This window comes from Providencia sp. PROV024, assembly GCF_032709665.1.
Classification (GTDB): Bacteria; Pseudomonadota; Gammaproteobacteria; order Enterobacterales; family Enterobacteriaceae; genus Providencia; species Providencia huashanensis.
In genome coordinates, this window is the sequence record NZ_CP120545.1 from 1,120,761 (window position 1) to 1,135,714 (window position 14,954).

Consider the following 14,954-nt stretch of genomic DNA (forward strand, 5'->3'; position numbering starts at 1 on the left):
TTATTTATTTAAAATAAGTAATTGTACTTACTTCTGTAGTTTCTCTCGAATAATATCCTTAGCTTCTCAAAAAGCAAGTTATCCACTATTTAATTCTAAATTAATCAATTTTTAAAATTGATATTTATAAATCGATCGATTTAAATGATAAGGGTTTGGCTGGCTTTACCGATAACACTAATCATTAAATGATGGCTAGTGTGGTAAACATATGTCTTTTAAGAATCTCAAAATCAGTATGAAGTTAACGATAGCATTTGGCGGGTTTGTTGCGCTTATTATCTTGAGCTCAATATTTTCTTTGGCAAACATGAACCGTGCAAACGAAGGAATGAAGCAGGTGCTTTATGAAAGCTATCCAATTGCATCGACCGCAGGGCAAATGATGGATAACTTTTATTCTTTTATTGGGATACAAGAGCTTATTTTGCTTGATGATAGAGGTAGCGATAAACGTCGTGAAGAACTCTCTAAAATTACACTTAAAATAACGGAATTACTGGAAAAACTGGAAAGTAGTGTAACGGATGATCGTTCTAAAGAAATATTGGCCGATCTACGGGGAATTCGTCAGCAATTCCATGCATCACAAGCCCGTATGAATACATTCTTGCAGCAAAATAATCGCCAAGCTGCAATTGATGAAATGATGACAAAAACCTCTAGTATTCAACGCGAATACCGTGAGCAAATTCAGACGCTAATGGCTATTCAAGACCTACAAATGCAAGAGATCGGTCGTAATGTGAATGCTGACTATGAAAGTAATAAGATATTGCTTGCGGTATTGTCGCTCTTCAGTATTGGGATTGGCTGTGTAGTTGGTTGGTTTATTACTACCATTATTACTCGCCCTCTAGAAAATGCAGTCCATTTCGCTCAAGCCATAGCAAGCGGCGATTTAACTAAAGATATGCAAGTAACCTCAAAAGATGAAACTGGTGTGCTGCTGCAAGCACTCAACGACATGAAGGGGCGTTTGTTAGAAATTGTCCAAGAAGTTCAACAAGGTTCGGAGAGTATTTCGGCTGCGGCAGGGCAAATTGTTGCAGGAAACCAAAATTTAGCGTCTCGTACAGAAGAGCAAGCTGCATCTGTTGAAGAAACCGCGAGCTCAATGGAACAAATTACTTCAACAGTCCAAAACACGACAGAGCATACTCACGAAGCAAGTATGTTGGCTGATCAAGCCGCAATCATAGTACAAAACAATGGTGATATGATGAGTCAAGTAACTAATAAAATGCGGGCTATCAATACATCATCGTTACAAATGACAGAAATTATTAATCTGATTGATTCAATTGCATTTCAGACAAATATTTTGGCATTAAACGCCTCAGTTGAAGCCGCTAGAGCAGGGGAGCACGGCCGTGGTTTTGCTGTCGTCGCTGGCGAAGTCAGGCTGCTAGCTCAAAAAAGTGCGGCATCAGCTAGTGACATTCGCGAGCTTATTGAAAATTCTTCATCCCAAACTCAAGACGGTATGGATTTAGTTGAAAAAGCCACTGATCAAATTTATGGAATGATTGACAGTGTAAAAGAGATGAACACATTACTACGAGAAATTGGCCAAGCGAGCCGAGAACAAAGTGATGGGATTGCACAGATTAATAGTGCTGTCGGGCAACTTGATTTAACAACGCAGCAAAACGCTAGCTTGGTAGAGGAATCTGTTGTGGCAGCAGACTCATTAAATGAGCAGGCATTCCACTTAAAAGAACTAGTGAATTACTTTAAAATAAAAGCTATTAATTAGTACAATAGAATCGTTGCAAATCTGATGATAAGGCTGCACAACTACCTGTGCAGCCAACGTATTTTGATATAGACAATTAAGGTGTGATCTTTTCTGGCTCAACGGGGACAACATTCTCTGATGGGTAACAACCCAATACTTTTATTGAGCGTGTAATTGCTGATAGCTCTTTTAAAGCTTGTTGCATATTTTCTGAACGCAAATTAGCGTGCACATCAACGTAAAACATCTCTTCCCAAGGTTTACCGTTAATTGGGCGAGATTCTAATTTACTCATTATTATCTGATTGTTTTTTAGAATAACCAGTGCATCAACTAAAGCACCTGCTTGTTGACCTGTAGTCATTAATAACGTGGTTTTAGCAGGAACTTGTTCTGTTACTTCAATCTGTTGTGGAGCGACTACAATAAAACGGGTCATATTTATCTGTTGATTGGCAAGGCTATGCTCTATTACACTTAAATTATATAAAGCCCCCCCAGCTTCACTGCCTAGCGCCGCGACGTTAGGTAAATTTTGTTCTGCTACCATTTGCATCGCAGTGGATGTGCTGTCGCAATATTTAATCTTCCAGTGGGGGTATTGTGCTAAATATTGACTACATTGTTGGAATGGTTGCGGATGACTATACACCGTATCAATTAAGCTTAAATCAGTATTGCCCGTTGTTAAAAGGCAATGGTTAATTGGTAGTCGAATTTCGCCAACAATTGATAATGTTGTATTCTGCAGTAAATCGTAAACATCATTAATTGCACCGGAACTGGTGTTTTCTATCGGTAAAATACCGTATTCAGCTTGCCCACTTTCAACCAATGAAAATATATCTTGGAATTTATGACAACTACATTCAACTAGTTGATCAAAATGGCGTGCAGAGTATTGACGAGCGGCGATGTGTGAGTAAGAACCTTTAGGGCCTAAAAAAGCAAACCTAGCCGTATCACTTGGCGTTAGATTTAAATGTTTTTGTAAAATGGCTTGTTGTGTGAGAACCGAGTCCTCGATAATCATCTGAAATAGACGAGTAATATAAAACCCGTCTAGTCCAAGGGGTTTGCCTTTATTAATCAAAACATCAAGGAGTTGGCGTTCGCGATCTTTATCTCGAATGGGGCGGTTATCATCAATCTTTGTTTCTGCCACTTCAACGGCATAACCACGACGTTTTGCCAAAAGGCCAAGTAATTCACTATCCAATTGGCTGATTTTCTCTCTTACTTTCAGTAGATTATTACTGTTATCCATTCTGCCCACCCTGTAAATATCATGATATAAAAAAGCCCCCTAGCTGGGGGCTTTCTAATCTTGTCTTCTTTTTTTCTCGAACGACAAAAGCCCCTTATTTAAGAGTCACTAAAAAAGAAGAAAAAAAAGACAAAATTAAGATTCATCTGCAACACCTATTATTAGACCTGTATTAAATAGACCCGATACTTAATAAGATGTCAATAAAAAAGGTTAAGAACACAAAAAAACGCGCCTATAGTAGGCGCGTTTACAAGGTTCAAGATAAGTTGATAGATAATATAAAATTATAACGTAACGAGGTTCGCTTCTTTTACACTATTGTTGGCTCTTCTTGATTCTCCTTTATGTTGCACTTTATTAAGTTGTCTTTCGAGTTTGTTAATTAGTTCATTAATTGCAACGTACATATCTTCATGTTTGGCGCTTGCGACCAGTTTACCTGTCGCTGTTTTTATGTTTGCATCAACCATGAAACCTTGTGGCTCTTTTGATAACACTACGTGAGTGTTAATGAGTGAGACTTGCCACTTATCAAGTTTTGTTAGACGGTTCTCAATGTGCTCGCGAATTGCTGGGGTAATATCCATTTGTTTGCTAGTAATGTTCACTATCATATAGTTACCTCTCATTGTTTCCGTCTTTGATGAGTCCAGAATACCTATTATCTCTAATAAAAAATTGATATAGATCACATCTAATTAAGGGGAGGGAGTCGGTACATTTGAAGTGTGATTTCACGTATAAAAGGGGTGAAAAAGCATTGCCAAAATGAGTAGATTAAGACAAACTGGTTAAGTTGGCTATCGATACGGCAAATAGTCGGAACTTTTTTTGGGTTAAAATTAAGCCAATGAAAGTATTGTTAGTCTCAAAATAGCAAACAAAGAAAAACAGCAGCCAAGGCTGCTGTTTAAGATTACTCGGTTATATTATTGTGGGTTTGCTGCAATAATATTCGCAACCTTAGTCGCTTCTTGATTTAACCCCATTTCTTTATAAGCAATTTCCATGTATGCCAAGGCATTACGTGTTGCTTCTGTGTCTGGGTAATCTTTTAGCATCTGTTGGACACGGTTAACAACCGCGACATAAGCCCCGCGTTTGTTGTAGTATTCAACCACGGAAAGGTCGAATTTCGCTAAGCGGTCTTTTAAGTAGACTAAACGCTTACTCGCATCATTTGAGTATAAACTGTTAGGATAGTAGCGAACTAATTGGCTAAAGTCCTTAAATGCAACGCGTGCATGTTGTGGATCTCTATCTGAACGGTCGATACCAAAGAGCCCTTGCAGTAAACTATCATCTAATGCCATAGCAGTAAGACCACGCATGTAAAGGACGTAGTCAATATTTGGGTGAGTTGGGTTCAAACGCATGAAACGGTCAATCGCAGCTATCGCCATTGGCAGCTCTGCTGATTTATAATATGCGTAAATGAGGTCTAATTGGACCTGCTGAGCATATGGACCAAATGGATAACGGTTATCGAGTGCTTCAAATTGTTTGATAGCAGCTTTAAAGTTGCCGTCCTGTAATTTTTGCTGACCCGTACTATAAATTTCAGCTGGGGAGCTATCAGGACTGACTTCATTGTTACTGGAGCAGCCGACTAAGACCAGACTTAACGTGGCAGCGGCCACCAGATTTTTCATACGTATCATCACGTGTAGGTTATCCTCTGAGTGTTTCGAGGGAGACTATCCATAAGGCTCCCGGCAAAATTCGAGTTACAATAGCATATATTTTAAATGAAACGGCTGTGCCGTCAAAATACAAACACCAAAAAAGTAGATTAATTTATGGCTCAACAAGTACAACTTAGTGCAACTATCGCTGAATCACAGCTTGGTCAACGTTTAGATCAGGCTTTAGCCGAATTGTTCCCTGATTATTCTCGTTCACGCATAAAAGAATGGATTTTAGCTGATAGAGTGCAGGTTAATGGCAAAGTTATCAATAAGCCAAAAGAAAAAGTTTTTGGTAGCGAACAAATTTTAATCGATGCCCTTATCGAAGAAGATAATCGCTGGGAGCCTCAAGATATCCCACTTAATGTTATTTATGAAGATGAAGATATCCTAATTATTAATAAACCACGTAATTTAGTTGTTCATCCTGGCGCTGGCAACCCAGATGGGACGATCCTTAACGCATTATTGTATCGTTACCCTGAAATTGCCGATGTACCAAGAGCGGGTATCGTCCACCGTTTAGATAAAGACACGACTGGCTTGATGGTTGTTGCAAAAACGGTTCCTGCGCAAACTCATTTAGTTGAAGCGTTACAACGCAGAGAAATTACGCGTGAATATGAAGCCGTAGCGGTAGGCCGCATGACTGCTGGTGGCATGGTGGAAGAGCCAATCTCACGCCATCCAACCAAAAGAACCCACATGGCTGTTCATCCAATGGGGAAACCTGCGGTGACACATTACCGTGTGATGGAGCATTTTAGAGCTCATACTCGTTTACGTTTACGTTTGGAAACAGGTCGAACTCACCAAATCCGTGTCCATATGGCTCATATTAATCATCCTTTAATTGGAGATCCTTTATATGGCGGTCGTCCGCGTCCATTAAAAGGCGCAACAGAAGAGTTCTTCGAAGTCATGCGTAGCTTTGATAGGCAAGCGCTGCATGCGACTATGTTGCGCCTGTATCACCCAATTTCAGGTATTCAAATGGAGTGGCATGCACCGTTACCGGATGATATGGTTAAGCTTATTGATGCCTTAAAGGCAGATACTGAACTTCACAAAGACGATATGGACTGGTAATGAGCATATTGATTTTCCCTGACTGGCCACAGCCTAAAAGTGTATCAAGCTGTAGTACGACCCGTGCTGGTGGTGTGAGCCTACCACCTTTTGATAGCTTAAATTTAGGTGATCACGTTGAGGATCGCTTTGAGGCCGTCAGTGAAAATCGCCAACGTTTAGTTAAACTTGCTCAATTACCGCAACAACCGGTGTGGCTTGAGCAAGTACACGGTACCCGCGTGCTTCATCTTGATGGCAGTAAAATCAAGAATAAACAAGCTGATGCGGTATATACCAATCAAAAAGGTCAGGTTTGTGCAATCATGACCGCAGACTGTTTACCCGTGCTTTTTTGTAATATGGCAGGTAGTGAAGTCGCAGCGGCACACGCGGGTTGGCGAGGTTTATGCAATGGTGTACTTGAGAATACGGTGAGCCAATTTGTCAGCCCAACAAATGAAATTATGGCATGGTTAGGGCCTGCGATCGGAGCTGAGAAATTTGAAGTTGGCGGCGAAGTGAAAGACGCATTTGTTAATCAATCGTCTGATTTGGCCTCAGCTTTTACTCCCCATAATGGAAAATATTTAGCCGATATCTATTTATTAGCACGTAAAAAACTGAGTACGATGGGAATTAATGCCATTTATGGTGGTGATTTTTGTACAGTAACGGATGAAAACAGATTTTTTTCCTATAGACGTGAAGGAAAAACGGGCAGAATGGCCTCTCTAATATGGGTATCCAACTAATTTTAGAGTTATAATCTAAATTAACAAATATAATAAAAATAATCCCATGCAAAACTTGAATAGTTAAAAATAGACCTCATTTAGTAACCAGTAGCAAATTTAATCTCATTTATCGGAGGTGTTATGCGTCTGGACCGTTTAACTAATAAATTCCAGCAAGCTCTCGCTGACGCCCAATCATTAGCCCTTGGGCGCGAAAACCAATTTATCGAACCAATTCATCTATTAAGTGCCTTGTTTAATCAAGACGGTGGCACTGTTCGTCCTTTACTGACAACGCTAGGCGTTAATGCTGTGCAGTTTAAGCAAAAGATTGAAGATGCATTGGAACGTTTGCCTCAGGTGCAAGGTGTTGCGGGGGATGTTCAACCATCAAGTGACTTAATGCGTCATTTGAATTTATGTGACCAATTGGCACAAAAGCATGGGGATGAATTTATCTCCTCAGAATTATTTCTTATCGCCGCTTTAGAAGCCAATACAACATTAGCAGACATGCTCAAAGCAGCAGGTGTTAATAAAGATAACTTAATAAAGGCAATAGAACAGATGCGTGGTGGAGAAAAAGTGAATGACCAAAGCGCTGAAGACCAGCGCCAAGCTTTGAAAAAATATACTGTCGATTTAACCGAGCGAGCAGAACAAGGTAAATTAGACCCTGTGATTGGTCGTGATGAAGAAATTCGTCGTACGATCCAAGTGTTGCAGCGCCGTACTAAAAATAACCCAGTACTTATTGGTGAACCCGGTGTTGGTAAAACTGCGATTGTTGAAGGTTTAGCTCAGCGTATTGTTAATGGTGAAATTCCTGAAGGGTTAAAAAACAAACGTGTACTTTCACTCGATATGGGCGCACTAATTGCTGGCGCTAAATACCGTGGTGAATTTGAAGAACGTTTAAAAGGCGTTTTGAATGACCTTGCAAAGCAAGAAGGTAATGTCATTCTATTTATTGATGAATTACACACCATGGTTGGTGCTGGTAAAGCTGACGGTGCAATGGATGCCGGCAACATGTTAAAACCTGCGCTAGCTCGCGGTGAATTACACTGTGTTGGTGCGACAACGTTAGATGAATATCGCCAATATATTGAAAAAGACCCTGCGTTGGAACGCCGTTTCCAAAAAGTCTATGTCGCAGAACCGTCAGTTGAAGACACTATTGCGATTTTACGTGGTTTGAAAGAGCGCTATGAGCTACATCACCATGTACAAATTACTGACCCAGCAATTGTCGCAGCGGCAACATTATCCCATCGGTATATTACCGATCGTATGCTGCCAGACAAAGCTATTGACTTAATTGACGAGGCTGGTGCAAGTTTGCGTATGCAGATGGATTCAAAACCTGAATCCTTAGATAGACTAGAACGTCGGATTATTCAGCTTAAACTCGAGCAGCAAGCTCTGAAAAAAGAATCTGATGACGCAAGTAAAAAACGTCTTGAAATGTTAGAGGAAGAACTAACAGAGAAAGAACGTGAGTATTCTGCGTTAGAAGAAGAATGGAAAGCAGAAAAAGCATCTCTTACTGGTACACAGCATATAAAAGCTGAACTAGAGAATACACGTATAGAGATGGAAAAAGCACGCAGAATGGGCGATTTAGCTAAAATGTCTGAATTGCAATATGGCCGCATTCCAGAGCTTGAAAAACAACTTGAAGCCGCAACGAAAGCGGAAAATAAAAGCATGAAGCTTTTACGTAACAAAGTCACTGACGTTGAAATTGCTGAAATTTTAGCGCGTTGGACTGGGATACCTGTATCAAGAATGCTTGAAAGTGAACGGGAAAAACTGTTACGTATGGAGCAGCAATTACATCAACGTGTTATTGGTCAAGATGAAGCGGTTGTTGCTGTATCTAATGCGATTCGTCGTAGTCGCGCAGGTTTATCTGATCCAAATAGACCTATAGGTTCATTTATGTTCTTAGGGCCTACAGGGGTCGGTAAAACTGAGCTGTGTAAGGCGCTGGCGAACTTTATGTTTGATAGCGATGACGCAATGGTGCGTATCGATATGTCTGAATTTATGGAAAAACATGCGGTATCGCGTTTAGTGGGTGCGCCTCCAGGTTATGTCGGTTACGAGGAAGGTGGCTATTTAACTGAAGCCGTTAGACGTCGTCCATATTCTGTTATTTTATTGGATGAAGTTGAAAAAGCGCATCCAGATGTCTTCAATATTTTATTGCAAGTACTGGATGATGGGCGTTTAACTGATGGTCAAGGTAGAACGGTAGACTTCCGTAATACGGTAATTATCATGACATCTAACTTGGGTTCTGACTTAATCCAAGAAAGGTTTGGCATGATCGGTTATTCAGAAATGAAAGATATGGTAATGGAAGTGGTATCCCATAGTTTCAGACCTGAGTTTATTAACCGTATTGACGAAGTGGTTGTATTCCATCCATTAGGTAAAGAGCAAATTACGAATATTGCTAATATTCAGTTAGCTCGTTTATATAAACGTCTTGAAGAACACGGCTATGAAGTGACAGCGACTCCAGCTGCACTTGAGAAAATTGGTGAGGCAGGTTTTGACCCAATCTTCGGTGCAAGGCCATTGAAACGTGCTATTCAACAAGAAATTGAAAACCCTCTGGCACAAGAAATTTTGTCAGGTAGGTTATTACCGGGTAAACCTGTCATTTTAGATGTAGAAAATGACGAGATAGTTGCTAAGCAGTAATTGATATTATTATAGAATCAAAAGGTGGCTAATATTAGCCACCTTTTTTATATCAAATTACGTATAAAACCGCATTTTTTGCTTGAGAATTGGGCGTAAAGTATAAAATATAATCACTTGAGGTTTTTTTTTCAAAAAACACTTGCCAGATTTTTCTGACTCCCTATAATGCGCCACCACTGACGGGAACAAGACAACGCAAAGCGCGATGAACACTGAAACGGCAGCGAGAGATTCTGAAAAGAAAAAGCAAAAAATTGCTTGACTCTCACAGAGGAAAACGTATTATACGGCTCCTCGCGACAACGACCTCGAAGTCGAAAATCAAACAGATTTAGTCGCAACGCTCTTTAACAATTTATCAGACAATCTGTGTGGGCACTCACAGGACACTATCAAAAAAATATTTGATTTTAAGTCTTGAAGAGTGACTAACACGTTAATTCATATATATGAACTAATAGGTAATCTGGTTTCTTCGGAAATCAGGCGACAGTAAACATTCTTTGAGCATCAAGCTTTTTAATTGAAGAGTTTGATCATGGCTCAGATTGAACGCTGGCGGCAGGCCTAACACATGCAAGTCGAGCGGTAACAGGGGAAGCTTGCTTCTCGCTGACGAGCGGCGGACGGGTGAGTAATGTATGGGGATCTGCCCGATAGAGGGGGATAACCACTGGAAACGGTGGCTAATACCGCATAATCTCTTAGGAGCAAAGCAGGGGAACTTCGGTCCTTGCGCTATCGGATGAACCCATATGGGATTAGCTAGTAGGTGGGGTAATGGCTCACCTAGGCGACGATCCCTAGCTGGTCTGAGAGGATGATCAGCCACACTGGGACTGAGACACGGCCCAGACTCCTACGGGAGGCAGCAGTGGGGAATATTGCACAATGGGCGCAAGCCTGATGCAGCCATGCCGCGTGTATGAAGAAGGCCCTAGGGTTGTAAAGTACTTTCAGTCGGGAGGAAGGCGTTGATGCTAATATCATCAACGATTGACGTTACCGACAGAAGAAGCACCGGCTAACTCCGTGCCAGCAGCCGCGGTAATACGGAGGGTGCAAGCGTTAATCGGAATTACTGGGCGTAAAGCGCACGCAGGCGGTTGATTAAGTTAGATGTGAAATCCCCGGGCTTAACCTGGGAATGGCATCTAAGACTGGTCAGCTAGAGTCTTGTAGAGGGGGGTAGAATTCCATGTGTAGCGGTGAAATGCGTAGAGATGTGGAGGAATACCGGTGGCGAAGGCGGCCCCCTGGACAAAGACTGACGCTCAGGTGCGAAAGCGTGGGGAGCAAACAGGATTAGATACCCTGGTAGTCCACGCTGTAAACGATGTCGATTTGAAGGTTGTTCCCTTGAGGAGTGGCTTTCGGAGCTAACGCGTTAAATCGACCGCCTGGGGAGTACGGCCGCAAGGTTAAAACTCAAATGAATTGACGGGGGCCCGCACAAGCGGTGGAGCATGTGGTTTAATTCGATGCAACGCGAAGAACCTTACCTACTCTTGACATCCAGAGAACTTAGCAGAGATGCTTTGGTGCCTTCGGGAACTCTGAGACAGGTGCTGCATGGCTGTCGTCAGCTCGTGTTGTGAAATGTTGGGTTAAGTCCCGCAACGAGCGCAACCCTTATCCTTTGTTGCCAGCGATTCGGTCGGGAACTCAAAGGAGACTGCCGGTGATAAACCGGAGGAAGGTGGGGATGACGTCAAGTCATCATGGCCCTTACGAGTAGGGCTACACACGTGCTACAATGGCGTATACAAAGAGAAGCGACCTCGCGAGAGCAAGCGGAACTCATAAAGTACGTCGTAGTCCGGATTGGAGTCTGCAACTCGACTCCATGAAGTCGGAATCGCTAGTAATCGTAGATCAGAATGCTACGGTGAATACGTTCCCGGGCCTTGTACACACCGCCCGTCACACCATGGGAGTGGGTTGCAAAAGAAGTAGGTAGCTTAACCTTCGGGAGGGCGCTTACCACTTTGTGATTCATGACTGGGGTGAAGTCGTAACAAGGTAACCGTAGGGGAACCTGCGGTTGGATCACCTCCTTACCATTGAAGTGTTTTTGTGAAGTGCTCACACAGATTGTCTGATGAAATAGAGTAGCAGTATCAATAGGCTTGTAGCTCAGGTGGTTAGAGCGCACCCCTGATAAGGGTGAGGTCGGTGGTTCAAGTCCACTCAGGCCTACCAAATTTTGTTTATTCGTTGTTGCAGATTAGCTCGTTTACCCAAAAGTAAACTTCGCCAATCCGCGCCTAGACTAAACAAAATTGGTAACTTTAAGCATACTAAAAGCGAGAAGTATAAATTTTATTATTTATCATTGATACTGAAATTACCTTTATGGGGCTATAGCTCAGCTGGGAGAGCGCCTGCCTTGCACGCAGGAGGTCAGCGGTTCGATCCCGCTTAGCTCCACCATAAATTTTTCTGATTATTCAGAATAGATTAGTCAAATAGTCTATTGCGAATAATTATGCTCTTTAACAATCTGGAACAAGCTGAAAATTGAAAACAACGCACATTGTTTATCGCTTAAACAATGTGAGAGTCTCTCAAAAATCTCAACTTGAAGTGTTTTTCAAACACACAAACGAGTGGCATGAGCGAGCAGTGTGAAATTCAAGGCGGCTAGCGCACAGCAAGCGCAGCGTACAATAGTACGTGAGCATTGCGAGCACTACCCAACGAAGAAGTTCACCACGCACAGCCATGACGTTAAGTGTCGTCTGATAAGAAGACATCTTCGGGTTGTGAGGTTAAGCGACTAAGCGTACACGGTGGATGCCTAGGCAATCAGAGGCGATGAAGGACGTGCTAATCTGCGATAAGCGTCGGTAAGGTGATATGAACCGTTATACCCGACGATTTCCGAATGGGGAAACCCAGTGCAATCCGTTGCACTATCGTTTGATGAATACATAGTCAAACGAAGCGAACCGGGGGAACTGAAACATCTCAGTACCCCGAGGAAAAGAAATCAACCGAGATTCCCCTAGTAGCGGCGAGCGAACGGGGAGCAGCCCAGAGTCTTAATCAGCATTAGTATCAGGAGAACGGTCTGGAAAGTCCGGCAGTAAAGGGTGATAGCCCCGTATCTGAAGATATTAGTGTTGTGAACTCGACGAGTAGGGCGGGACACGTGTTATCCTGTCTGAATATGGGGGGACCATCCTCCAAGGCTAAATACTCCTGATTGACCGATAGTGAACCAGTACCGTGAGGGAAAGGCGAAAAGAACCCCGGCGAGGGGAGTGAAATAGAACCTGAAACCGTGTACGTACAAGCAGTGGGAGCCTTGATTTATCAGGGTGACTGCGTACCTTTTGTATAATGGGTCAGCGACTTATATTCTGTAGCAAGGTTAACCGTATAGGGGAGCCGTAGGGAAACCGAGTCTTAACTGGGCGAATGAGTTGCAGGGTATAGACCCGAAACCCGGTGATCTAGCCATGGGCAGGTTGAAGGTTGGGTAACACTAACTGGAGGACCGAACCGACTAATGTTGAAAAATTAGCGGATGACTTGTGGCTGGGGGTGAAAGGCCAATCAAACCGGGAGATAGCTGGTTCTCCCCGAAAGCTATTTAGGTAGCGCCTCGTGAACTCATCTTCGGGGGTAGAGCACTGTTTCGACTAGGGGGTCATCCCGACTTACCAACTCGATGCAAACTACGAATACCGAAGAATGTTATCACGGGAGACACACGGCGGGTGCTAACGTTCGTCGTGAAGAGGGAAACAACCCAGACCGCCAGCTAAGGTCCCAAAGTCATAGTTAAGTGGGAAACGAAGTGGGAAGGCTCAGACAGCCAGGATGTTGGCTTAGAAGCAGCCATCATTTAAAGAAAGCGTAATAGCTCACTGGTCGAGTCGGCCTGCGCGGAAGATGTAACGGGGCTAAACTATGCACCGAAGCTGCGGCAGCGATATGTAAATATTGTTGGGTAGGGGAGCGTTCTGTAAGCCTGTGAAGGTGTACTGTGAGGTATGCTGGAGGTATCAGAAGTGCGAATGCTGACATAAGTAACGATAATGCGGGTGAAAAACCCGCACGCCGGAAGACCAAGGGTTCCTGTCCAACGTTAATCGGGGCAGGGTGAGTCGACCCCTAAGGCGAGGCAGAAATGCGTAGTCGATGGGAAACGGGTTAATATTCCCGTACTGGTGATAATTGCGATGGGGGGACGGAGAAGGCTAGGCTGGCCGGGCGACGGTTGTCCCGGTTTAAGGATGTAGGCAGGTGAATTAGGCAAATCCGGTTCACTATATGCTGAGTCTGATGACGAGTCACTACGGTGGCGAAGTAGCTCATGCCCCGCTTCCAGGAAAAGCCTCTAAGCTCTAGATTATCACTAATCGTACCCCAAACCGACACAGGTGGTCAGGTAGAGAATACTCAGGCGCTTGAGAGAACTCGGGTGAAGGAACTAGGCAAAATGGTGCCGTAACTTCGGGAGAAGGCACGCTGGCGCTAGGTGAAGTGGTTTACCCATGGAGCTGAAGCCAGTCGCAGATACCAGCTGGCTGCAACTGTTTATTAAAAACACAGCACTGTGCAAACACGAAAGTGGACGTATACGGTGTGACGCCTGCCCGGTGCTGGAAGGTTAATTGATGGGGTTATCCGTAAGGAGAAGCTCTTGATCGAAGCCCCAGTAAACGGCGGCCGTAACTATAACGGTCCTAAGGTAGCGAAATTCCTTGTCGGGTAAGTTCCGACCTGCACGAATGGCGTAATGATGGCCAGGCTGTCTCCACCCGAGACTCAGTGAAATTGAACTCGCTGTGAAGATGCAGTGTACCCGCGGCAAGACGGAAAGACCCCGTGAACCTTTACTATAGCTTGACACTGAACATTGAGCCTTGATGTGTAGGATAGGTGGGAGGCTTTGAAGTGTGGACGCCAGTCTGCATGGAGCCAACCTTGAAATACCACCCTTTAATGTTTGATGTTCTAACGTTGCCCCGTTATCCGGGGTGCGGACAGTGTCTGGTGGGTAGTTTGACTGGGGCGGTCTCCTCCCAAAGAGTAACGGAGGAGCACGAAGGTTGGCTAAGCATGGTCGGACATCATGCGGTTAGTGCAAAGGCATAAGCCAGCTTGACTGCGAGAGTGACGGCTCGAGCAGGTACGAAAGTAGGTCTTAGTGATCCGGTGGTTCTGAATGGAAGGGCCATCGCTCAACGGATAAAAGGTACTCCGGGGATAACAGGCTGATACCGCCCAAGAGTTCATATCGACGGCGGTGTTTGGCACCTCGATGTCGGCTCATCACATCCTGGGGCTGAAGTAGGTCCCAAGGGTACGGCTGTTCGCCGTTTAAAGTGGTACGCGAGCTGGGTTTAGAACGTCGTGAGACAGTTCGGTCCCTATCTGCCGTGGGCGTTGGAAGATTGAAAGGGGCTGCTCCTAGTACGAGAGGACCGGAGTGGACGCACCACTGGTGTTCGGGTTGTCATGCCAATGGCATTGCCCGGTAGCTAAGTGCGGAAGAGATAACCGCTGAAAGCATCTAAGCGGGAAACTTGCCTTGAGATGAGTCTTCCCTGACCCTTTAAGGGTCCTAAAGGAACGTTTAAGACTAAGACGTTGATAGGTTGGGTGTGTAAGCATAGCGATATGTTGAGCTAACCAATACTAATGAACCGTGAGGCTTAACCTGACAACACCAAAGGTGTTTTAGAGATTGAGAGATGACGTTGATTCAATAAGCGTGA

At 43.8% G+C, this 14,954-nt stretch carries 7 protein-coding genes, 2 tRNA genes, 2 rRNA genes and 1 other annotated feature; of the genes, 8 read left to right on the plus strand and 3 right to left on the minus strand.

The genetic code is table 11. The features are described from left to right. Positions 1 to 211: 211 nt before the first annotated feature. Positions 212 to 1,759 carry a methyl-accepting chemotaxis protein gene (locus P3L56_RS05075; RefSeq protein ID WP_129466806.1) on the plus strand — a complete coding sequence of 516 codons (1,548 nt, stop codon included), beginning with the start codon at positions 212 to 214 and terminating at the stop codon, positions 1,757 to 1,759. A 76-nt stretch (positions 1,760 to 1,835) separates the two neighbouring features. Here P3L56_RS05075 and pheA read toward each other — a convergent pair whose 3' ends face one another. The 3 genes from pheA to bamD form a co-directional block, all read right to left on the minus strand. After that, positions 1,836 to 3,008, minus strand: coding sequence for a bifunctional chorismate mutase/prephenate dehydratase (pheA, locus tag P3L56_RS05080; RefSeq protein WP_198861164.1), 1,173 nt, complete (start codon positions 3,006 to 3,008; stop codon positions 1,836 to 1,838). Between the two features lie 25 nt (positions 3,009 to 3,033). Beyond that, positions 3,034 to 3,155, minus strand: a sequence feature (Phe leader region). Positions 3,156 to 3,295: 140 nt separating this feature from the next. After that, positions 3,296 to 3,625, minus strand: coding sequence for a ribosome-associated translation inhibitor RaiA (gene raiA / locus P3L56_RS05085; protein ID WP_042848673.1), 330 nt, complete (start codon positions 3,623 to 3,625; stop codon positions 3,296 to 3,298). Positions 3,626 to 3,940: 315 nt separating this feature from the next. Continuing rightward, positions 3,941 to 4,672 (minus strand): outer membrane protein assembly factor BamD, encoded by a 732-nt coding sequence (bamD, locus tag P3L56_RS05090; protein ID WP_042848672.1) that lies wholly within the window; start codon positions 4,670 to 4,672, stop codon positions 3,941 to 3,943. A 138-nt stretch (positions 4,673 to 4,810) separates the two neighbouring features. Here bamD and rluD point away from each other — a divergent pair, with 138 nt between their 5' ends. From rluD to P3L56_RS05125, 7 genes are all read left to right on the plus strand, one after another. Beyond that, positions 4,811 to 5,788 (plus strand): 23S rRNA pseudouridine(1911/1915/1917) synthase RluD, encoded by a 978-nt coding sequence (gene rluD, locus P3L56_RS05095; protein ID WP_042848671.1) that lies wholly within the window; start codon positions 4,811 to 4,813, stop codon positions 5,786 to 5,788. Then, on the plus strand, positions 5,788 to 6,522 hold the full coding sequence (gene yfiH, locus P3L56_RS05100; protein ID WP_042848670.1) for a purine nucleoside phosphorylase YfiH: 735 nt from the start codon (positions 5,788 to 5,790) through the stop codon (positions 6,520 to 6,522). Before rluD ends, yfiH begins: the two co-directional genes overlap by 1 nt. A 123-nt stretch (positions 6,523 to 6,645) precedes the next feature. Continuing rightward, complete coding sequence (gene clpB / locus P3L56_RS05105) at positions 6,646 to 9,219, plus strand: ATP-dependent chaperone ClpB (protein WP_042848669.1); 2,574 nt, start codon at positions 6,646 to 6,648, stop codon at positions 9,217 to 9,219. 523 nt (positions 9,220 to 9,742) lie between these two features. Next, positions 9,743 to 11,282 (plus strand): 16S ribosomal RNA (locus tag P3L56_RS05110). A 65-nt stretch (positions 11,283 to 11,347) separates the two neighbouring features. Beyond that, a tRNA-Ile gene (locus P3L56_RS05115) sits at positions 11,348 to 11,424 on the plus strand. Positions 11,425 to 11,579: 155 nt separating this feature from the next. Further along, positions 11,580 to 11,655, plus strand: a tRNA-Ala gene (locus P3L56_RS05120). A 336-nt stretch (positions 11,656 to 11,991) separates the two neighbouring features. Then, positions 11,992 to 14,899: ribosomal RNA gene (locus tag P3L56_RS05125) — 23S ribosomal RNA — on the plus strand. Together the 16S and 23S rRNA genes with 2 tRNA genes alongside form the textbook arrangement of a ribosomal RNA operon. Positions 14,900 to 14,954: the final 55 nt, after the last annotated feature.